Annotated in this window: 24 protein-coding genes and 2 pseudogenes; 17 read left to right on the forward strand and 9 right to left on the reverse strand. The window is 59.1% G+C overall.

The window, feature by feature from the left end:
* From LCM4573_RS15550 to LCM4573_RS15570, 5 genes and pseudogenes are all read left to right on the forward strand, one after another.
* A partial coding sequence (locus LCM4573_RS15550; protein WP_274534857.1) for an HWE histidine kinase domain-containing protein occupies positions 1-450 on the forward strand: 450 nt, incomplete at its 5' end.
* Positions 447-809 carry a response regulator gene (locus LCM4573_RS15555; protein ID WP_071007306.1) on the forward strand — a complete coding sequence of 121 codons (363 nt, stop codon included), beginning with the start codon at positions 447-449 and terminating at the stop codon, positions 807-809. The genes LCM4573_RS15550 and LCM4573_RS15555, both read left to right, overlap by 4 nt.
* Positions 810-1,494: 685 nt before the next feature.
* Positions 1,495-2,557: pseudogene (locus LCM4573_RS15560) on the forward strand (hypothetical protein); the annotation flags it as partial.
* A 118-nt stretch (positions 2,558-2,675) separates the two neighbouring features.
* A complete protein-coding gene (locus LCM4573_RS15565) occupies positions 2,676-3,122 on the forward strand; it encodes an excisionase (RefSeq protein WP_071007307.1) in 447 nt (148 codons plus the stop codon).
* Positions 3,112-3,690, forward strand: coding sequence for a PIN domain-containing protein (locus LCM4573_RS15570; protein ID WP_071007308.1), 579 nt, complete (start codon positions 3,112-3,114; stop codon positions 3,688-3,690). Before LCM4573_RS15565 ends, LCM4573_RS15570 begins: the two co-directional genes overlap by 11 nt.
* A gap of 60 nt (positions 3,691-3,750) precedes the next feature.
* On the opposite strand, the gene LCM4573_RS15575 is transcribed toward LCM4573_RS15570, so the two are convergent.
* Both LCM4573_RS15575 and LCM4573_RS15580 read right to left on the reverse strand, forming a co-directional pair.
* Positions 3,751-4,431 (reverse strand): SMC-Scp complex subunit ScpB, encoded by a 681-nt coding sequence (locus LCM4573_RS15575; protein WP_071007309.1) that lies wholly within the window; start codon positions 4,429-4,431, stop codon positions 3,751-3,753.
* Positions 4,432-4,441: 10 nt separating this feature from the next.
* Entirely contained in the window at positions 4,442-5,395 is a 954-nt protein-coding gene (locus tag LCM4573_RS15580) for a DUF1403 family protein (protein WP_071007310.1), read from the reverse strand.
* A gap of 124 nt (positions 5,396-5,519) precedes the next feature.
* Here LCM4573_RS15580 and LCM4573_RS15585 point away from each other — a divergent pair, with 124 nt between their 5' ends.
* The gene (locus tag LCM4573_RS15585) at positions 5,520-6,653 is read left to right on the forward strand and encodes a tyrosine-type recombinase/integrase (RefSeq protein ID WP_071007311.1); all 1,134 of its coding nucleotides are present in this window, start codon (positions 5,520-5,522) and stop codon (positions 6,651-6,653) included.
* A 25-nt stretch (positions 6,654-6,678) separates the two neighbouring features.
* Here the strand turns inward: LCM4573_RS15585 and LCM4573_RS27320 are convergent, their stop codons facing one another.
* Entirely contained in the window at positions 6,679-7,071 is a 393-nt protein-coding gene (locus tag LCM4573_RS27320; RefSeq protein ID WP_083347468.1) for a GFA family protein, read from the reverse strand.
* A gap of 92 nt (positions 7,072-7,163) precedes the next feature.
* Positions 7,164-8,252 carry a PAS domain S-box protein gene (locus LCM4573_RS15590; protein WP_071007312.1) on the reverse strand — a complete coding sequence of 363 codons (1,089 nt, stop codon included), beginning with the start codon at positions 8,250-8,252 and terminating at the stop codon, positions 7,164-7,166.
* Between the two features lie 93 nt (positions 8,253-8,345).
* Between LCM4573_RS15590 and LCM4573_RS15595 the strand changes: the two genes are divergently transcribed.
* Both LCM4573_RS15595 and LCM4573_RS15600 read left to right on the forward strand, forming a co-directional pair.
* On the forward strand, positions 8,346-9,860 hold the full coding sequence (locus LCM4573_RS15595) for an ATPase domain-containing protein (RefSeq protein WP_244505333.1): 1,515 nt from the start codon (positions 8,346-8,348) through the stop codon (positions 9,858-9,860).
* A gap of 42 nt (positions 9,861-9,902) precedes the next feature.
* On the forward strand, positions 9,903-10,268 hold the full coding sequence (locus tag LCM4573_RS15600) for a response regulator (RefSeq protein ID WP_071007314.1): 366 nt from the start codon (positions 9,903-9,905) through the stop codon (positions 10,266-10,268).
* 356 nt (positions 10,269-10,624) lie between these two features.
* Here the strand turns inward: LCM4573_RS15600 and LCM4573_RS15610 are convergent, their stop codons facing one another.
* Entirely contained in the window at positions 10,625-10,882 is a 258-nt protein-coding gene (locus LCM4573_RS15610) for a hypothetical protein (RefSeq protein WP_071007330.1), read from the reverse strand.
* A gap of 593 nt (positions 10,883-11,475) precedes the next feature.
* Between LCM4573_RS15610 and LCM4573_RS15615 the strand changes: the two genes are divergently transcribed.
* Complete coding sequence (locus tag LCM4573_RS15615) at positions 11,476-12,426, forward strand: recombinase family protein (RefSeq protein WP_071007316.1); 951 nt, start codon at positions 11,476-11,478, stop codon at positions 12,424-12,426.
* 11 nt (positions 12,427-12,437) lie between these two features.
* Here the strand turns inward: LCM4573_RS15615 and repC are convergent.
* Positions 12,438-12,935: pseudogene (repC, locus tag LCM4573_RS15620) on the reverse strand (plasmid replication protein RepC); the annotation flags it as partial.
* A gap of 1 nt (position 12,936) precedes the next feature.
* Here repC and LCM4573_RS15625 point away from each other — a divergent pair.
* The 4 genes from LCM4573_RS15625 to LCM4573_RS28290 all read left to right on the forward strand — a co-directional run bounded on the left by LCM4573_RS15625 (position 12,937) and on the right by LCM4573_RS28290 (position 15,534).
* Positions 12,937-13,425 (forward strand): hypothetical protein, encoded by a 489-nt coding sequence (locus LCM4573_RS15625; RefSeq protein WP_131818966.1) that lies wholly within the window; start codon positions 12,937-12,939, stop codon positions 13,423-13,425.
* A gap of 4 nt (positions 13,426-13,429) precedes the next feature.
* Complete coding sequence (locus LCM4573_RS28615) at positions 13,430-14,251, forward strand: N,N-dimethylformamidase beta subunit family domain-containing protein (protein ID WP_244505334.1); 822 nt, start codon at positions 13,430-13,432, stop codon at positions 14,249-14,251.
* On the forward strand, positions 14,179-15,057 hold the full coding sequence (locus LCM4573_RS28620) for a N,N-dimethylformamidase beta subunit family domain-containing protein (protein ID WP_338012589.1): 879 nt from the start codon (positions 14,179-14,181) through the stop codon (positions 15,055-15,057). Before LCM4573_RS28615 ends, LCM4573_RS28620 begins: the two co-directional genes overlap by 73 nt.
* A 216-nt stretch (positions 15,058-15,273) precedes the next feature.
* Entirely contained in the window at positions 15,274-15,534 is a 261-nt protein-coding gene (locus tag LCM4573_RS28290) for a hypothetical protein (RefSeq protein WP_198539731.1), read from the forward strand.
* Between the two features lie 83 nt (positions 15,535-15,617).
* Here the strand turns inward: LCM4573_RS28290 and LCM4573_RS15640 are convergent, their stop codons facing one another.
* Positions 15,618-16,508: an NmrA/HSCARG family protein gene (locus tag LCM4573_RS15640; protein ID WP_071007319.1), complete on the reverse strand. Its 891-nt coding sequence runs from the start codon at positions 16,506-16,508 to the stop codon at positions 15,618-15,620.
* Between the two features lie 110 nt (positions 16,509-16,618).
* On the opposite strand from LCM4573_RS15640, the gene LCM4573_RS27325 reads away from it, so the two are divergent.
* Complete coding sequence (locus tag LCM4573_RS27325; RefSeq protein ID WP_407071741.1) at positions 16,619-17,011, forward strand: winged helix-turn-helix transcriptional regulator; 393 nt, start codon at positions 16,619-16,621, stop codon at positions 17,009-17,011.
* A 108-nt stretch (positions 17,012-17,119) separates the two neighbouring features.
* Here LCM4573_RS27325 and LCM4573_RS28935 read toward each other — a convergent pair whose 3' ends face one another.
* Positions 17,120-17,731: a serine hydrolase domain-containing protein gene (locus tag LCM4573_RS28935; protein ID WP_407071742.1), complete on the reverse strand. Its 612-nt coding sequence runs from the start codon at positions 17,729-17,731 to the stop codon at positions 17,120-17,122.
* A 4-nt stretch (positions 17,732-17,735) separates the two neighbouring features.
* On the opposite strand from LCM4573_RS28935, the gene LCM4573_RS28625 reads away from it, so the two are divergent.
* Entirely contained in the window at positions 17,736-17,987 is a 252-nt protein-coding gene (locus LCM4573_RS28625; RefSeq protein ID WP_244505337.1) for a LysR substrate-binding domain-containing protein, read from the forward strand.
* Positions 17,988-18,129: 142 nt separating this feature from the next.
* Here the strand turns inward: LCM4573_RS28625 and LCM4573_RS27340 are convergent, their stop codons facing one another.
* On the reverse strand, positions 18,130-18,813 hold the full coding sequence (locus LCM4573_RS27340; RefSeq protein ID WP_083347471.1) for a YafY family protein: 684 nt from the start codon (positions 18,811-18,813) through the stop codon (positions 18,130-18,132).
* A gap of 147 nt (positions 18,814-18,960) precedes the next feature.
* Between LCM4573_RS27340 and LCM4573_RS15650 the strand changes: the two genes are divergently transcribed.
* On the forward strand, positions 18,961-19,380 hold the full coding sequence (locus LCM4573_RS15650) for a DUF1761 domain-containing protein (protein WP_083347472.1): 420 nt from the start codon (positions 18,961-18,963) through the stop codon (positions 19,378-19,380).
* Positions 19,381-19,662: 282 nt separating this feature from the next.
* Entirely contained in the window at positions 19,663-20,055 is a 393-nt protein-coding gene (locus LCM4573_RS15655) for a darcynin family protein (RefSeq protein WP_071007320.1), read from the forward strand.
* Positions 20,056-20,235: the final 180 nt, after the last annotated feature.

Raw genomic sequence — 20,235 nt, forward strand, 5'->3', positions numbered from 1 at the left:
CTCGCGCGTGCCCATGATCTTTTGACCAAGCGGCATTGGGGCGACGCGCCCCTGGACGCGCTTGCCCGAGAGGTGCTGACGCCGCTCGCGGGTGATGCTGCGGGGCAGATCAGGATCGCCGGTCCGCCTGTTGCGCTCAACTCGCGGACAGCACTCAGCCTGACAATGGCTCTCAACGAGCTCGCCACCAACGCAATCAAATATGGAGCCTTATCCTCGGCGACAGGGTCGCTCTCCGTCGCCTGGCAGTTACAAGGTGAGACAGAACTGGTCCTCGAATGGTGCGAGCGTGGAGGACCACCGGTGACGCCGCCGACCCGACGTGGATTCGGTACCCGGCTGATGGAACGCTGTATCGAGCGCGATCTCGGTGGTGAGTTTGATCTTGCCTTTGACCCAGCCGGCGTATCGGCCCGAATCCTCGTTCCGGTGGGGCTGCTTCACGCATGAGTGACTTTTCCGGCCTCAGAGTTCTGATCGTCGAGGACGAGGGTTTGGTGGCCCTCATGATCGAGGATATGCTCCAGGATCTCGGCTGCGAGATCGTAGCTTCGGTGTCGCGACTTTCGAAGGGGAGAACGATCGCGACCACGGTACCGGTCGACTTGGCGGTACTGGACGTTAATCTGGCTGGTCAGCCAAGCTTTCCGATTGCGGAGATCCTCCAAAAGCGTCAGATCCCGTTCATTTTCAGCACCGRATATGGAATAGACGGGCTGCCTCAGGAATTCGCCACTCGTCCCGCAATCGGGAAACCTTTTTCTTCCAGCGATCTGCAGCGCGCAATCGCGGTCGCCATGGAATTTTGATGACTGCGGCAGAAGAACGGCTGAGGCGCCTGTGTACGAGAGTCGCCATAGGGCAGCGCCGCCGACTGAACTTGTCCCTGTAAGCCGCAACCACCTATAACGTTCGGCAACGACTGTCAGGTATCCCGGGAAAGGAATGCCGGATGTTATGTTGAGAGTAACGACCTGGTGAACTGCCTTCCTTTGGTGCATCAGTCCCGTGGAATGCAGCCCAGAGAGAATAATTAACCTCGTGTATTACGATCTGCAGACAGCCGGAACATGCCACTGCAAGCTGGTTTCATCTGCATCGCAAAGGTGTAGGAGCGTGGATGGGTTTTTGTTTCTGGGCAGCTGTTTTGCTGCAATTTCAGCGGGATTGTTCCTGATCTACTTCGCTCTCGGAAAACCGACGCGGAACCCTAACTTCGCCGCGTCGAAGAAGCATTTGGGGGCGCGCCAGGCTGGCCAAATTGCTGCGGCCTCCTCCATCGCGCGGGCTATTCCGACGCAGTTCTCCCCCCGCTTGTGAATTAGCGCCGAAGCGTGACCCTAGCTGGGAACGATTTAGCCTATTAATTCCGTTGATATACTTCGAAGTTGATCGGGATCCGATCAGCGCCGATTGGGACCCAAGCCAATATGGTGATCTTGAAGTTATTTCAATGAGTTAAACCCACAGGTGGTGGGGTCCCCCTTCGGCGCTTATTCACAATGGCGCGAGCAGCGGCGGGGCTTCTATACCAAATGGGAAGAGGACATGCTGATGGTCGCGCAAGCCCTCACCCGTGCCGAGGTCGGCTGGATCCGGCAGCATCCAGAACTTCTGAGGAATGTCAGGCCGATCGAAGGGCTGATCGCGCCGGAGGAAATCGAATTCGCTTCGCGCGACTGGCACGGCGCCTGCGATGCATTCCATCGTCATGCTGCCAATCGCTCCAAGGAAGTCCAGCGGGTCATGCGCGTGCATCGCGATCCGTTCGAGCCGATCATGGTGATCCTGGAGGCGGACAGTCCGCTGGCGGAATACCGCAAGATCACCGACGAGATCCTGAAGCGCATGCCGGATGAAGATCGTTATCCGCGACCGGCCGCGGAAGCCGTTCGCTCATTCCTGATGCTTCGGCTCGGTTTGCATCTGGGGCTTCGGCAAAAAGAACCTCCGCCAGCTGCGCGTCTGCCCGCGTGGTCATTTTCCGACGCCTGAGCGTCGCCTCGAAGACATGAAATGCGGCGAGCTACGCTGGAGCGATCGCGAGCGTGGCTGGGAAGTGCTCATCCCATCCGTCGCCTTCAAGAATTCCGGCTCGTCGTTCTTCGGACAAAAGCCGTTCCGGCTGATCCTGCCGGACTTGCTTGACCTCTACAAATACCTGGAGGCCTATATCGACCGGCATCGCGGTGTGTTGCTCGGCAGCGCCAAGGACCCCGGCACGTTCTTCGTGAAGACCGTGAAGACGACCAGCTACGACGCGGCCTACGACTCGACAAAGTTTTATGAGGCCTGGAGGACGATCATCCAACGCTACGGCATCTATAATCCTTATACCGGTCGCGGCGCCATCAAGGGCCTGCTACCGCATGGGCCGCACAATGTTCGGGACATTCTCGCAACCCACATCCTGAAGCAGACCGGATCCTACGAGCAAGCAAGCTATGCGATCCAGGATACCCCGGATGTCGTGCAGGAGCACTACGGCCGCTTCCTGCCGCAAGACAAAGCGGCGCTTGCGGCGCGCATCCTGAATCAGGTTTGGGAAGCCGCCTGACCTCGACGTGGCAGTGGCGATCCGGTGACCCGCATCGCCACTGCGTCCGATCTGTACGTTTTCAGTTATTGCAGTTACGGCCCATGCGCACTATATTGGCGGTCAAGGAGACTTCACCATGGCCAGCCAGATCGTTCATTTCGCCGGATTGTCGGATCGCGACCGCAAGTCAGCTTCGCCCTTGCCGAAGCTGACTGCGGGCGACAGGCTGGAACTTCATGTTCGTCATGCAGGTGGCAAGGAACAGACGCTCTCGATCCCGCCCACGGCCGCCGCGGCAGTTGAAACGCTTCTGGCGCACATGCTGCGCGGCGAGCGCGTCGCCGTGCTGGCCGAAGACCAGGAATTAAGCCCGACCGAAGCGTCAGCCATTCTCGGCATCTCGCGTCCACTCGTCGTCCTGCGCATGGACCGGGGCGATCTGCCATTCCGTTATGTGGGCAAGCACCGCCGCGCTTTGCTCAAGGATGTGCTCGCATTGAAATCCAAGCTCGACACGCGGCAGGCCGCAATGGACGCGCTTGCCGAAGACACCGAGGATCTGATCCAGACCCATGGCCTCTAACCCGCCCGTCGCGGTCTATGATGCCTGCGTCCTCTATCCCTTTCATCTGCGCAACGTCCTGATCCAGTGCGCCTTTGACGGTCTCGTCGAGGCGCGCTGGACCGACGACATTCATGGCGAGTGGATGCGCAATCTCGCCGCCAACACGCCTGCCTTACCAATAGAGCGTCTGATTGCAACGCGGGACAGGATGAAGGCCGTGCTGCCTGAGGCGGACGTGACGAACTACCGCTCCTTGATCACCGACCTCAAACTACCAGATCCCGACGATCGGCATGTGCTCGCAGCCGCCATCGCCGCAAAAGCCTCCATCATCGTCACCTGGAACCTCAAGGATTTTCCAGCATCAGACCTCCGCCCCTATGGCGTGACCAGTCAGTCGCCGGATGATTTCTTGACCGATCTCCATGCCGCGTTTCCCGACGCGCTCATTTCCAGTGTCAAACGTGCCCGACTCAATCTGCGCAAGACAACGCCATCGGTCGACGCGTTCGTGGACGCGCTTCAGCAAGGCGGATTGAAGACGTTTTCAGAGGTGCTTCGTCGCCACCTCGCCGGGTTGAAGTGACTGGGCGAGGGGACACAGAGCACCACAACCGAAGCATCCTGCACGCACCGGACGGCAAGCTTATTCCTCCTCGCTCTCGACCTCAGCCGAAAGCGGCTCATTCTGAACAGATTGCCGACTGAGCAGCCCGGTATCCTCGAGCGCTTCGATATCCGGCAGATCACGCAACGTCTCCATGCCGAACGCTGACAGAAAGTGCTTGGTCGTCACGTAGGTATAGGGCGCGCCGGGAGTCGGACTGCGCGGTCCCGAGGCGAGGAAGCCGGCGCCACGCAGCGCACCGATCGTGTCGCGGCTGACCTCCTTGCCAAAAATCTTCGACAGTTCGCCGCGCGTGACCGGCTGGAAATACCCCACCGCCATCAGCACCATCGCCTCGAACTCCGACAGCGCCGCCGCCCCTCCCCGCGTCGGCCCCGACGAAGCCCGGATCGTCTCGGCGAAGCGCGGCCGCGTTCGGTGCTGCCAGCCGCCGGCGACGGACACGAGCTCGTAGGGGCGGTCGCGCAACTCCTCCATGAGGTCGTCGATCAGCAGGTCGATGCTGCAGTCGCGCCCAACGACCCGCGCCAGTGTCTCGCGCGTTACCGGTTCGGCGGAGGCAAAGATCACCGCCTCGACCCGCAGCATCCACTCCCGCCAGCGCAGCTCCGGCGGCAGGTCCTCCAGTTCCCGGTCATACAGGACATCGTCCTGGGGAATCTTTTTAGTGCTGCGGCGTGGCTGCGGCGTCGCGCTCATACCGGCAGCCTCACAACCCATAAATCCGAAACGACGATCGGCCGGAGAGCTCGCGTACCGCACCAAATCCTTCCAGCCGCTCGAACAGCCGGGTCGTCGCCCAGCGGGACAGGTTGCTGCCGGGCGCCGTCGCCGCCACGGCGTCCTCTTCCAGCAGTCTCTGAATGACGGCGCCGGCGCCCTTGGTCCGGACTTTCGGCGCGGCGGCGAGAAGCGCGTCCGCGCGGCGGGCGATCTCGCTCGCCGAACGCAACGCTGCGCCCGTTCCCTCGACCAGGCCGAGGCAGATAGCGCGGGGAAAACCAGGCTCACCGGGGCGCACCCGTCCCCTGCCCCCGAGCGTCCGGAAGGCTGGACCATAGCGCTCGGCCATCAGCAGCGGCACGGGGTGGTTCCATTTCAGCAAGGCGGCGATCAGCATGTCGCCAAGCGCCCACGCCAGCGGCTGGGCATCCGGCCGGTCGCTGTAGACCGCCGAAACGAGCTCTGCCGCGGCAAACGGCGCCGGCCGGCCGGACTGCAATGCGCCGTCGGCATGGTCGACGGCCGCCGCCAACCGGTTGTCCCAGGCCAGGCCGAGCAGATCTGCCAATTCGGCCACGCCTTTCGAGGAAAAGCCGGGTTTTCGGGTCGCGATCCTTTTGTAGGCCGAAAACACCTTTCCGGCGGGGCCGGGATCGTCGCCCGCGGCGGTGAGCAAAAGCGCGTCGCGCAACGCATGTTCGTCCTCGGTTCGGCCCATCAGGCGCACGGCGGCCACAGCGCATTTCAGGGCCTGGCGCGCGCGCCAGCAGCCAGCCCAAGCAGGCTGTGAGCGAACCATATTATCAAGGGATTTCAAAGCGATACCGGCGGCGAAGGCAGCATCTGCCTCCGTCAGTTCGCGCCCGCGCGGGAGGGCCCAGTCCGGAAGTTTGGCGGACGGTATGGTGGTTGGAGCAGGAGCGACGGTGAGCGAATCCATGGCCGCGAGGCTACATCATGTGTGCGGTTTATGCCAGCCGTTTCGGCCATAACCGCACCGCTTGTCTTCGATAGAAAATGACTGATAATCTTGCATTATCATTCATTTTGCTCATTATAGGTAGATGACCCGAATCTTCGACGAAAATAGTGAAAATCACGCTTCGGAGAGCTCCGCGCCGTCTCACAACGCGGTAGGCCCCGCTGACGTTTCCGCGGCGCAGGCGGCTCCCCGGCTACCCTCCCCTGCCCCGGATACCGGCACTCGCCTGCCGGCGCATCTGCAGGATCTCACTGATCGCGCCCGCACTTATGTCGAGGCGGCGAGCTCGGCCAACACACGCCGCGCCTACACTTCCGACTGGAAGCATTTTGCCGCTTGGTGCCGGCGCCAGAACCTGTCTCCCCTGCCCCCGGATCCGCAAGTAGTCGGCCYCTATATCACCGCTTGTGCTTCGGGAACTGCCGAGCGCGGCGTGAAACCGAACACCGTCTCCACGATCGAACGACGGCTTGCCGCGATCGGCTGGAACTGCACCCAGCGTGGCATGCCGCTGGATCGCAAGAACCGCGCCATCGCCACGGTGATGGCCGGCATCCGCAACAGGCACGCGGCCCCGCCGCGGCAGAAAGAAGCGCTGCTGCCGGAAGACCTGATCGCCATGCTGGAAACGCTCAACCGCGGTAGCCTACGGGGACTGCGCGATCGCGCAATGCTGCTGATCGGCTTTGCCGGCGGCCTCAGGCGGTCCGAAATCGTCGGCCTGGATTGTGGCCGCGACCAGACGGACGATGGTTCGGGCTGGATCGAGATCTTTGACGAGGGCCTGCTGGTGACGCTGCGCGGCAAGACCGGCTGGCGTGAGGTCGAGATTGGCCGCGGCTCCTCGGACGCCACCTGCCCCATCGCCGCCGTCGAAACCTGGATCAAGTTCGCCAGGCTCGCCAAAGGCCCCCTGTTCCGCCGCGTCACCGGCCGGGGAAAGGATGTGGGTCCGGATCGGCTCAACGACCAGCAAGTGGCGCGCCTCGTCAAGAAGACGGCGCTGGCCGCCGGTGTGCGTGGCGATCTTCCCGAGATGGAGCGCGGGCTGACATTCGCCGGCCACTCCCTGCGCGCCGGTCTCGCCTCTTCCGCCGAGGTCGACGAGCGGCATGTCCAGAAGCAACTCGGCCACGCTTCAGCCGAAATGACCCGCCGCTATCAGCGCCGGCGCGACCGTTTCCGGGTCAATCTCACCAGGGCTGCAGGGCTTTAGGTCACTTCATCCGTATCCGGCGATGCTATCTGGTCCGCAGATGTATCCAGGGATGAGCAGACTCGTTGTAGACGCTCTGGTCGAGTTCGAACTTGTCTGCATCCTCGAAACAACCCAAAGCGACTGCTATTAGGCCGGATCGGAAGTCCGGCAGCCAGTAGACGGTCGATCCGCAGTTTGAACAGAAGTGAAACGTCAAATTCATTCCGCTGTCCCCGGACCGGACATATGTTCGCGAGTCTCCCTCTATTACGACCTGAGAACGCTCGAAAAAAACAGCCACTCCAAAGGAAGAGCCAGTCCGACGTTGGCAGGATTTACAGTGACAGGCGGATACCTTACTCGGTTCGCCCATCGCAACTGCCGATAACTTGCCGCATGAGCATTTTGCTACGTGCCTCCGACCGTCATTTCCCATTACCTGCGACTTCCAATTCTAGATCCGGTGACAGAGGGCGTAGCGTCTCATGCATGATATGGTTCAAGATCAGTTTTACCAATTAGCCAAGCTCATTTTGAAGCCGGGACTGGCGCATCGAAAGCGGTGCAGGGAATCGAAAGCTTGATCAGGAGGCCGTCCGGCAGCCAATCTCTCGAAACTTCTGCTTCGAGAGCACGGACGATCATTTGCTCGAGCCTCGTGCCGAACCCCGCATCGTTCGGTGCAGCTTTGTTGGCAGGCTGTCCGCCAGACTCTCGCCATGAGATCTCGTACTGTTCGCCGTGCGGATTGAGCGTCACGTCCAATCGCCCCTCCGCCAGCGACAACGATCCGTATTTCACGGCGTTGGTCGCATATTCATGAAACAGTAGTGCGAGGCTCGTCACCCTTTCGGCGCTGACTGGCACATCTTCGCCGTGAAAGCGGCAGCGCTCCCCATTCCCCTGGTCGAACGGCGAAAGCAGACTAGCCAACAGCTGGAACAGGCTCGTGGAGCGCTCTCGAAACGCTTCGTCACCTATAAAGCTCGGCAGTGTCATCTCGTGGGCTTGCGAGAGCGCGACGAGACGGTCCTTCATTGAAGAGGCGAGCTCGCTCGGCGTCTGCGCCGTGCGGGCCGCCAGCGTAATGATGCTGCCTGTGATGGCAAACAGGTTCTTGACCCGATGATGCATCTCGCGCAGTAGGAGATCCTGACGTTCCGCCGCCCGTTTCCGATCCGAAATGTCACGCGCGATCTTCGAGGCCCCGATAATCTTTCCGGCGCTGTTGCGGATGGGCGAGATCGTCAGCGAAATGTCGAGCAAGGTGCCGTCTTTTCGACGCCTGATCGTTTCGAAATGATCGACGCGCTCACCGGCATGGATACGCGCCAAGATCGCCGGCTCCTCGTCGAGCCGGTCTTCCGGTATGAGAATGGTGATTGGCTTCCCGATAGCCTCGGCAGCGCTATAGCCGAAAAGCCGCTCGGCACCTTTGTTCCATGTGGTGATGATCCCCTGAAGAGATTTGCTGACGATGGCATCATCGGAGGATTCAACGATAGCAGCCAGGAAAGCGGCCGCATCGTGGCCGAGTTTATCCGTCTCAACGACCGCATCACTCTGCCGGATAGGACCGTCGGCGACATCGCCATTGCCGCTATCTCTGTCTACCATTGCCTTATTTTCCTCGAGTGTCGTCAAAGCATCAAGCGCAACGGTCGCTGCCCGGCGGGAACCTTAGCCCCCCACGGCAAGAAATAAAGCCTTTTGTGCTGCGCCGCGGTTGCAAAATCGTGTGACGGTCTTACGGTGCGGCCCAACCCTCCATTCTGGACGACCATTCCGATGAACGAACTTCCAAGACTATCGACCGGCATTTCCGGCCTGGACACCATTCTTGGAGGCGGCCTTATCGAGGGCGCGTCCTACATCATCCAGGGTCACCCTGGTGCGGGCAAGACCATCTTCGCCAACCAGGTCGCCTTTGCCAACCTTTCGCGGGGCGGCAAGGTGCTTTACGTGACTCTTCTCGCCGAAACCCATGACCGGTTGTTTCAGTCGCTCGGCACGCTCGAATTCTTCGACAAGGAGCATCTGGGGACCTCTATCACTTACATCAGCGTCTTCCAGACGCTCAGGGACGAAGGTCTTTCCGCTGTCGTCAGCCTGATCCGCCAGGAAATCACCAGGCAAGGCGCGACGCTGCTGGTCTTTGACGGCCTTTTGAGCGCTCGCGATCGCGCCGACACACAGCTCGACGTCAAGACCTTCGTGGCCGAAGTCCAGAGCCAGGCGGCGTTCGTCGGCTGCACCGTCCTGTTCCTGACCAGCACCCGGATTGCGCAGGATAGCCCCGAACACACCATGGTCGATGGCGTCATTGAGCTTCACGACGAGCTCGTCGGTGTGCGGTCGGTCCGGCGCCTGCAGGTCAGGAAGTCCAGGGGCAGTGCCGCTCTCGGCGGCTACCACCAGTTCGAGATTACATCGGCCGGCATGACTGCATATCCGCGCATGGAAGCAATCGTGGCTCCTACGGTTGCTCCGGACGATCATGACCCGCCCCCTCCCCTTTCAAGTGGCACAGATGGACTGGATCGTTTGATGGGGGGCGGCCTGCCGCGGAGCTCAGTCACGTTGATGTTCGGTCCATCCGGTTGTGGAAAAACTGCAATGGGCCTCAACTTTCTCAGCCAAGCCAGCAGGCAAGAGCCCGCCCTCCACTTCGGCTTCTACGAGACGCCGGCGCGCCTTCAGGCGAAAGCCCGCGCGCTCGGCGTCGATCTTGACACACCCCTCGGATCCGGCGCTTTGGAAGTGATCTGGAACCCGATGACGGAAAACCTGCTYGACAAGCTGGGGCATCGCCTCCTGGAGGCGGTCCGCGCGCGTGGCGTCAAGCGGCTGGTCATCGATGGTTTAGGCGGTTTGGAGCGCGCCGCCGTCCACCCGGCGCGGCTCGTGGAATTTTTTGCAGCGCTGATGAACGAGATACGTCGCCTCGGAGTTACCACCATTGCGACCTGGGAACTGCGAGACCTGTTTGGCCCAACTGTGGCGGCCCCCGGATCCGAAATCTCAAGCCTGCTGGATAATCTGGTGATGTTGCGCCATGTAGAGATCAATTCGCAATACAAGCGCACCATTTCGGTTCTCAAGGTCAGAGATAGCGCCTTTGAGCCGGCCATCCGGGAAGTCGCGTTCGGACCACGGGGGATTGCCGTATTTACCCCGCTGGAGGCAGTGACCGGTGCAGCCACGGGTGTGGCGACGCCGTCATGAGATTGATTTGGTATTTGGGTAAGAGAGCATGAGCAGCAACAGATGCCATTGATCGTAATTGCCGAGGATGAGTTTCTGATCGCTGACGTTCTGGCCATCATGTTGGAAGATGCCGGTTACGAAGTCGCCGCGGCATCGCATGGCAAGGCAGCCCTCGCCCTCGTGCGCGAGAAGCGCCCCGCGCTGGTGATCACCGATTTCATGATGCCGTTGATGACAGGGCTTGAGCTGGCCCAGGCAATGCGTGGGGATCGCGAGCTCTCGCATATTCCGATCATCCTGGTGAGTGGAGCGCAGGGAAGCATCGGTCGCGCCAACCCGGATGTGTTCGACGCCGTCCTCGACAAGCCCTACAACGAGAAGAAACTGATCACCGCCGTGAGAACGCTCCTCACGGAACCCCAGTAGATCACGCGAGAACAGCGGATATTCGCRCAAAAAAGCGGAACAGGTTTCCCCGCCGAAAGTTCTGAGCCCATGACACAGAAGCCTCAAGAAGAGTTGGCAACCGTGATCCGGCGCTACGCCAGCGATCCTTTGGCCACGAGTCAGTTGCGAAGGCTTCCTGCGTTCGCGCTTCCCCACGRCTCAGCCCAGATGTTTCATGGCTTGCTGGAGAAGCTGGAACAGAGGGAGCGAGCTCAGTCAGCCAGTCCTGCCTGACGCGACGCGCTCTGCGGCCTCCACGYAACTGAAGAAACAGAGCGTTTCGCCATCAGGCTGCTGTGAACTGACATGGCTTGAGGCGTATACTCGCCAGTCCGTCACACCACATTCCTGATCGGAAACATGTCCTCGCCGTAATGGTGAAGCCGCGTATGATGGCGCCGGCATAACCACCGCACTCTCAATGGGTCGTCGTACTGATCGTGATGGGCATCAACCGCCTCGACGCCGCAAACTTCGCACGTCTCCTTGTCGAGTTCGCCTGCCTTGACGGCCCGCTGCACTGCGAGGTGCGCTTCGTACTTGCCAGGATTGGCACGGCGCCAGTTCGCCTGCCGGGTGTCGGTTTTCAGCATCGTCGCAACGGCCCTTATCAGTCCCGACAAACCTTGTACCACAACGTCGCCCGTTTCATAGAGCGGCATGGGTCAAGCCGAGCGGCGAACCTGATCTCGCTGTCTCATTTCCTTAGTTCTTAGACATGTCATCGTGTCAGCCAAGAAAGGAGCCTTCGAGGGAGCTGACATTCCTTCGGTTCACTCGGCTCAGAAACTCCTCCGTCAATGCGATTGCGCATCATGCGGATTCGACGAGATCTACATTCATAACGTTTCGCGCGACCAGCAAAGGTTTTTTGATGTCATGGCCGAGCACGTATTCAAAAAGCTGTAGCCGCGCATCCGTATGCCGTTTTGGTTCAGCGGGAGCCAGTCATTGCAAAAGCTTGAAAGAGCCTGTGCCACGGTTTCAGGAGCGCTCTGTTCTACTGTGAAAACCACGGTCAGCCTTGGACGTGGATTATGCGCTGAGACCAACGGGAAGCCTTGAACAAGGTTTTTCAGCCTTGGTAGCCCCGCGGAACGTCGCTAGGGACGTTTACAACCGATCGGTTATCCTTATCTTCTGCAATTGGAAAACCGCTCAACTAACGACCTCTTAGACGCTCCAAATGGCCGCTGACACGCAAAATCGCATTTCTCGTCGACCTCAGGGACGACTGATCGGCTATGCGCGCGTCTCGACGGACGAACAAGCGACCGAGGCCCAGGAGATTGAGCTCCGCTCGGCCGGCTGCGACGTCATCGTTCAGGAGCACGGATCCGGCGCGTCGCGCGCCCGTCCAGCCCTGTCCAAGCTGCTTCGAGAGATCAACGCCGGTGACACACTCATAGTCGTGCGGCTCGATCGTCTGGCACGATCCGTTAGCCATCTGCTCGAGGTGATCGAGGATCTGACTGCGAAGAACGCGCATTTTCGGTCGCTCCGCGATCCGATCGACACGTCGACGCCGCAGGGAATGTTTTCGCTCCAAGTGCTCGGCGCCGTGGCGCAGCTCGAACGCGCACTGATCTCTGAACGAACGAAGGCCGGCATCAAGGCGGCCAAATCCAAGGGAAAGCTGCCCGGCAATCCCGGCATCCGGGAACGGCGTCCCGAGGCGCTGGCTAAGATGACCGCGGCGCAAAGAGCGGCTTACGGAGAACGCGTGCAGGCAACGGCCAATCAATGGCTTCCTACCGTTCGGCGCATGCGGCCGGATCACACCTGGGAYGACATGGCCCGCGTATTGAACCAAAGCGGCCTCGACTGGACGCCGGAGCGTCTTCGCCGCGCCGTGAAATGGATGGTGGCGGAGCGGATGGCCGATGCCGCATTGCTCCGCAAATCCCCTCCCCGCCTGCCCGAGGATCGGTTGATGACGCTGGTCGCCGGTATCCATTCGTCGAACCCGAACCTGACACTTCGTGAAATAGCGACCCAACTCGAACGGTTGCACGAGCGCACCCCACGCGGCGGCTCCAAATGGTCCCCCTCTTCTGTGAAGAACCTCATCGACCGTGCCCGCCGATCGGGACTRATCGCCAGTGCCAGCGACACAGCCGCTCCTCTCACCAGGTAACAGCGCCACAGTCATCGCGATTTCGGCCTCTGCAGGCTCTTCAACAGCGAATCCGAAACCTGCAGGCGGCCTCCGGCGTCAGCTTCGCCATACGATCGACCACCATCCTGCTTATCAACGGGCCTCTGCGCGTCGAGCTTTGCCCGGAGCAATGCCATCACCATCGGCCAAGTCGAAAACTGTCCCTCTTTGGCTCGATCCGTCAGACTGCGCAAATAACCGCGAGCGTTGTTAATCTGGCCGGACTTCTGGTAGATCGCGGCAAGGGTGATCGCCGCATGCTGCTCGCCCATGGCTTCGCGGGCTTCCCGCCAGGCGCTTGGGCTGATCCCCAGCATCGGCCGGGCGAGCTCTGCCGCCGCCAGCAAGTCGCGCCAGTGCCGGATCGCCCCTCCCTGTGCCAGTTCCCGTATTTCCGGGCAGGCGTCCAGCACGATCCCCAGTGGTAGCTCCCGTTTCGGCAAGCTCCGCACGTTGTCGGTTTCCTCAACGCGGCCATCCGCTTCCTGGATGTTCTTTGCGGCGCCTACAGAAAAGGGCGCAGCGCTCGCCCGCGTGCCGGAACTGGAGGATTTGAGCGGACTTGGCGACGTCGAGCTGATCGAGAGCTTGGCGGAGCGCTTTGCTCTTCATCCGGTCTCCCATTGGCAAGAGCGATTTATTGAAGGGTCGTCCGCCGTGGTTCCGCTTGGTTCCCTCTCAATCAACCGCGAGGCCGGTCTGCATCTGGAAAGTGAGGGACCGGCCGATATCCGGCAGGCGACCTATCGGGCCATCCGCCATGACCGTCACCCGATGCGCCGTTGGGTCGATCTGGTTGCGCCCAATGCCGTGCGGCCGGACCACGCGACAATCACTATTCCCGCAGCAGCGCCCAAACCCGGCGCACAAACGCGGGCGATCCTGTCGCATCTCGGCCATAGCGAAGCCGAGATCGCTACGATGATCGAGGCCGGCGTGGCCGGCGAAGGCTGGTCCTTGCGATATCTTCCGGAGTGATGTGGTGAACACTGAAGGACCAAATCCCGCCATAACCCCACGGACGCGCGCTCGCGCGCGTCACATCCTCGATAACTACTATATCGGCCCGGCGCGCGACGCGGCGGTGCTTGAGATCTGGGGCTACACCCCTCGTATGACCTATGCGCCCGGCGACGAAGTCATCCTGCACGTCTCGACCACCGCAGAGCGCTGGTCCTACGAAGTCGGCCGAGACGGTTCAAAGTATGAGCCGGTCCTGGCCGTCGAGAGCCTGCCGGGCCATCACCGCGATACGCCAGCCGATTGTTCGGTTACGGGGTGCGGTTGGCCGGCGAGTACGCGCTTTATCGTGCCGTCGGATTGGCGGCCTGGAGGATACCTGATCACCTTCATTGCTGAGCGAGATGGGGACCGGGTCGAGGAACACCACCTGATTCTGGTCCGCCGCGCGCGGCACCTGCCCCGCGCTTCCCATGTTCTGGTTTGCGCGACCGGGACATGGCTGGCCTACAACTGCTGGGGCGGGTCCAACCATTACGAAGGCATCACAGGACCGGAGGGCAATGCCTTTTCCCCGATCCTGTCGACGCAACGTCCCTGGACCCGCGGATTCTGTAAGCTGCCCGCCGGCGCCCCGCGCGCACTGCCCGACCGCCCGCAGCGTGCCGATGAAATGGTGCGCTACCCTTATATGGAGTGGGCCTATGCCTACGGCTATTCCAAGAAATATGCCTCGGCCGGCTGGGCGAGCTATGAACGCCTCTTTGCTYGCTGGCCGAGAGCGCCGGCTATGATCTCGATTTCGCCACGCTCCATGACCTCGATGCAGAACCGGACCTGTTAGACGGCCACAGCTGCGCGATTTTTGTGGGGCATGACGAATATTGGAGCGCGCCGATGCGCGATGCCGTCGACACATTCGTTGTGGCTGGGGGCAAGGTCGCGCGGTTTGCGGGCAATTTCCTTTGGCAGACGCGGCTGGAAGACGAAGGCCGCCGGCAGATTTGCTACAAATACCAGGCCAAAGATGATCCTCTTTCGGGAACCGGGAAGGCTCATCTCGTCACCGGAGCCTGGGAGCTTGGACCAGTCAATCGGCCCGGCGCGTTGACCTTTGGCGTCAACGCGATGCGCGGGGTTTATGCTGGTGTCGGCCGTTGTGTCGGCGGCGGGTCGGGCGGTTTTACCGTCTATCGATCCGGGCATTGGGCTTTCGCCGGAGCCGGATTGGGATATGGCGACCAGTTGGGCGCCGCCTCGCGCGTCTTCGGCTATGAGGTAGACGGGCTGGATTACCGCATGGACGACGGATTGCCGTTTCCGATGGGCACCGATGGCGGCTCCCTCGACATCACCATCCTCGCGATGGGCCTTGCGACCAACATCGAGGCCGACAATCGGATTTGGGGGGAGACACAGTACATCGGCGTGTCTGACGCGGCGTTCAAAGCGCGATCTCTTTACGGCGCGGTGACTTCCGAAACTTTGGACGCCTGCGAGCGTGGAAACGGCATGATCGTGCATTGGTCGAAAGGCAATGGCGAGATCTTTACCGCGGCGACTTGTGAGTGGGTGGCGGGGCTTGCGCGTGGTGATATACAAGTTCAAACCGTGACAAGAAACGTGCTTGACCGGTTTGGCGCGCGGTGAGCGTTTTCAATCTGTTGACAGTATAAGTTCGCGCATATGGTCGGGGTCAGCATTACCAATACGATCGTGATTGCGACGAAAGAAGCGATAGAACGGCGGTTCAGGAAGAGGCCCCACTCCAGACCGCCGGCCGACTCCGCAGGGAGCATCGAGCCGAGCTCAGCACTGCAGCGAGAGAGCCTCCGCWCGAAACCCATGACGAATTGTGGAAAGCTAATGTTCGTCGATGCCCGCGCCATCATAGCGCTCCTCTCTGACGAGCCGGAGGCGGACTTCAACACCTCGGGAAACGGCGTCGAGGTCGGCGCCGGCTGGAAGGCGGTTGCTGTCGCTGAAAGGAGATCAACCATGAATGACACTCAACGCATTGCCATTATCACCGGAGGCCAGCGGATCGAGGTCGCACGGCGGAATTCACATCTGAAAGGTTTCCGTTTGCCGAGTGGCACAACACAACTCGACCAGCAGGCGGCTTAATTCCGCGTGGAAACCGACACCCGAGAACGTCTTTCGCTGCAGGTATCCGCAAGAAATTGCACATCACTACCTGGGGCCGATTATTACGCCGGTTTTCGATTATTGAGTACAGCATTGAGGGCTTCTCGGCCGCTGCAAGCAAGCCACGACTTAAACGAAACTAATTCTGGATTAAGTTTGCGCATGAGGTTTAGATCTACCTGTTCTGAGAGTGGCCCGTCCTCGAGGCTTGAAGCCATGTGGGCCAACTCGACACTGGAATTCAGAACATTTTCAGGAAAGCGACCGTAGGCGATAGGTCTACCTGCGACTTCGGTGAACGCAGCTGCCAATTCATGGCCTGTAACCCGGTCGCTAGCAATCTTTAAAGTCACTCCACCGAACCGAGCTGTATCCGAGAATATCGCTGCGGTAATCTTTCCGATATCTTCTACAGCGATCAGTTGTATATAATGGTCGGGACGGATCAGTGATATCAGCCRTCCCTCCTCCAAGCCAACACCTGGCCGAACGAGCATCTCCATAAAAATCATGGGTCGGATAATGGTTGTCGCAATGGGTAGTTCGCGCATATGGGCCTCGATGAGAGGCTTCGCATCGAAGCGCGGGACCCCCGTCAGCGTTGTACCGACACTTGCTCCTGAGGAATAAACGAAATGGTGGATACCGCTTTTCACAGCAAGATCAGCGATTGACCTTCCATATCGTACTTCATCCTCCGCCGACAGATTGGCCGGAAGCACGCTGAAAACACCGCGCACCCCCTTCATTGCGGCCTCGATTGTATCCATGTCTTCGAGCAACCCACGCACGAGTTCAGCTCCAGCTTGCTCTAAGGCTATGGAAGCCGGCTCCGCCGCGTCGCGCACGAAGGCACGGACCGGCCACCGGGCTTTCAGTAGCGCTTTGGCAACTGCCCCCCCTTGCCGGCCAGTGGCTCCAAAAACCAGGATTGGAAATCGATCGACCATCATGCGATGCCCTCGTGTTGAACAAGGGTTACCCATATATACAGTTCTGGCTAGATCGGAAGACAGCACACTTCCTAGCCTCAGGCACAAGAATGTACGTTTTGGAGCAGAAGGTGACCGATAAAACAATTAGTCGAAAAGAGGACCCTCACGGTTTTAAGCCATATCCGTCCAATGGACTTTGCGGAAAACTTGGAGACAAATGGACTATTCAAGTGATCTGGCATCTATCGCTCGCCGGCGGTCGAACCTTGCGATACTCAGCGCTGAAATCAGAGATCGCGGGGATCACCCAGCGTATGTTGACACTAACCCTGAGGAACCTTGAGCGAGATGGCCTAGTGGTGCGTCACTACTTCCCTGAAGTGCCGCCGCGCGTTGAATATGAACTAACCGATATGGGCGCGGAATTGTTGTGTGCACTTGAAGCAATTAATGCTTGGATATGGAATAATCTTCCACGTATTGAGGAATCAAGGGCGTCCTATGATCGCCACAGTACGTAGATTCGATCGTATTCACATGTTTTTCCTGAGGACGCCGGCCTCTGGAGAAATATATTTTTCGTATTCGGTAATATTCTAGCAGATCTTGCTTTATTCGTTTCAGGTTTTTTACAGGTGTGCGTACACCACGTCCCTGACTCGATTGGGGACAGGCCCGGCCATGCCAGCGAATGCGGTATTCGTGAGCATTACCACCGTCAGCGCATTGGCCGGATCAACGAACCAGTGATTGCCATATGCGCCGCTCCAATGCCATGCCCCTGCGGCGTTGCGGCGGCGATGGGGTCTTTCAGTACCCCAACCCCGAACCCGAAGCCCCAACGGGGCCGAGGAAGGGGATAGACAAATCGCCAACGGCGTTTGTGGTGAGCTGTCGCACACTGTCATGGCCGAGCAACGGCGCGCCGCCCTTTGCACCAGCTCGAGAAATCTAACATAGTCGTCCTGCGTTCCGAACAAACCTGCACCGCCGGAAGCGCCGGCCCCCCGGCGTCCATGCCCGAGCGGGGCCGAAGTACACCGTGCCTGTGGCGACGGTCGCAACAGTAAGTGCTTGCATTCTCTGAGGGCATGGGCTGCCGTCAAGATACGGGACGCTTGTCCTGCTGCAAAGGTCGGCCGGAAGCTGGTATCGCGCATACCCACCGGTTCCGTCCCCAGCCTGCATATCACTTTCGATAGCGGTTTTGACGTAGCACGTTCGATCAATGCGCCCAACACCTCGGTGGCCAGCGAATACTCTCATCTTGCCAGCGGTGATGCCATCCGTGTAGCGGCTCTCGCCGGCCTTGGTATTGCGCTTCTCCCCTCATTTATCGTCGAGACGGAACTAAATACAGGAAAGCTGGTGGAAGTCTTGCCGGAAAACTTCAAGAGCKAAGTTGCTATCCATGCGATCTATCCCAGCCGTCTCCATCTTTCGATCCGAACCCGCAGTTTTATGGAAGGCCTGAGGCAGCACTTGGGTGATCCATAGTGCGCCTGCAGCTGGGGGAGACATGCAGCGCGGCCCGGGAGATCACTGCGAGCCAAAACGGTCTCCGAAAATGCAGTGTTGGATCACAAGTCCGCTGATTTGGTTTCTATTTGTCCATAGCGCCTGAGATCATTCTGAGTGCCTATTTTGCATTAAGCTTCGCCAGATATTCGCGCAATAAACTTACGCGCCGTGGGCGAAAGCTGGTTCCGTTGTTTACAAGGGTATCGATTCGGTCGACCCTGAACATACGGAAGTCGTTTCGCAGACAACACCATGCTAAAATGGTAACGACACGGTCACTGTACATGATGGCTAGCGGACGAATAATGCGTCTGCTAGCGGCGCTGCCTTGATCACGATAGCTGATCTCCACCTCCTGTTCTTCCCAACAAGCCTGCCGAATTGCTGGTAGATGCGAATGCGAACCATAGCGACTATTTGGACGATAGACATGAGATATTGAATGCAGCAATTGCCGCTCGGGACCATCCGGCAAGGATGCAGCGAGTTTCGCGAGCACGGCCGCAGCCGCCCGCCCCAAGTCGGGGTCGCCCATCTGCCTTACTTCGCCAAGTCCCACTGTAATCGCCTCGATTTCCAAGCGGTCAAATGTCTGTGGCGGTAGAGCATTGTCCTCAATCAATCGATATCCGTATCCGCGCTCTCCTTCTATCTGAGCTCCTGACAGCCGCAACAGTTCGATATCGCGGTAAACAGATCGTACGGACACGCCACGTTCAGCCGCCAAGCGTTTCGCAGTGATCGGGGGGGCCATCACTCGCATGAGCTGAAGAAGGCGCAGCAATCTATCGGGGCCACTCATCGTCCAACTGCCGTGAAGTGTCAGTTGGGCCGTACTATATCGACTTCACATAATCCGCATAGCGTGAGGACGAAGACTATGATCACTCGCACCACAGCGGTGCCCTTTTGATCGTGCCAGGACAAGATTCCAGTAAGGGAGCAATCAATGATCTTCAGTGTGTTTACCCAGATCAGTGTATGGGGCGTTCTTGTGGCCGCCGCGATCGGTTTCGTATTTGGCAGCGTATATTACGGCGTCCTGGTGCCAAAATATTACGCGCTAGCCTTGGGAAGGGAAACTATGCCAGCCAACCAGCCTGACCTCCTCACCATTTTTGGACCCTTTGTGTGCAACATAGTAATGATCGTCACGACAGCGGCAATATTGCATACAATCGGGATATCCTCCCTTGCCGATGCCCTGTCGTTTGGACTGGTGATCGGTGTCGGTTATCTCCTGCCGATGTGTATGACAACGGCGATCAATCCCAATTTCCCCAGACCGTTCTACTACACGATAGTGAATGCACCTTACTTTCTGGGCAACAGCCTAGTGACGAGTTCCTTGCTATATTTACTGCGGTAGGCCGGGTGAGCACAGTGCAGACGATTCCACCCTGCCCCTGAAACGCGAAAGGCAGCACCTGAAACTGTCTCAAGAAGTTCCAGATGTCTGAACATTTTGTCGTTTTCAACGATGAAATCAGTGAGTTGGCATCCCCTGTCTGCACACTCGGGAATGCGATTACCAAAGACGACGAATCAATCGTATTTCTCTCTAACGCCGCACGGGACTTCTACTTAAACGAGGGTCACGGGGGTCAGTAGACATAGACRACCAATTTTAGTTTGCAGAAAAAGGGATCGAATGACTGAAACCAATTCACTGTACGACCTTGCCACAAACCCAATGACCATATTCTGGTTGATCAAGACGACGCCAGAATGGCTGGCACTGCCCCCCCATGGCGAAAATGGGCGCTTTGCCTTTGGCAAGAATGTTCTTGATCCCATTCTTGAACGCTATCCGGGAGCCAAGATGACATTCTATGATTGTGAAGCGTTCACAGCCGATTGCACCGATGTGATGGTGTGGAGGGTCACCAGCCTCCAAGACTACAATGGCGTGGTCAACGACCTGCGCGAGACAGAGTTTTGGAGCTACTACTTCACTATCGAGAAAATCATTCCCGCGATCGAGAATGAATACGCCAAGCACTATAAGGTAGACCTCTTAGGCCAGGGAGTAGCCGCCGCCTAGGCGGCTTTTCCACTATTTGCGAGCGCTTTGTGTTCGAAAGCAATCAGAGTTCCACCTTGAACATCAGCCAAGACAACATCTTGTCCACCAGACGCCGCGCATGGCGACGGAAACAAACCTGTGAAAGACATTGGAGTAAATTCTTGTCGCACCAGCCTGCGCTAACGACTGCGTCACTCT

The organism is Rhizobium sp. LCM 4573 (genome assembly GCF_001854865.1).
Lineage (GTDB): Bacteria > Pseudomonadota > Alphaproteobacteria > Rhizobiales > Rhizobiaceae > Neorhizobium.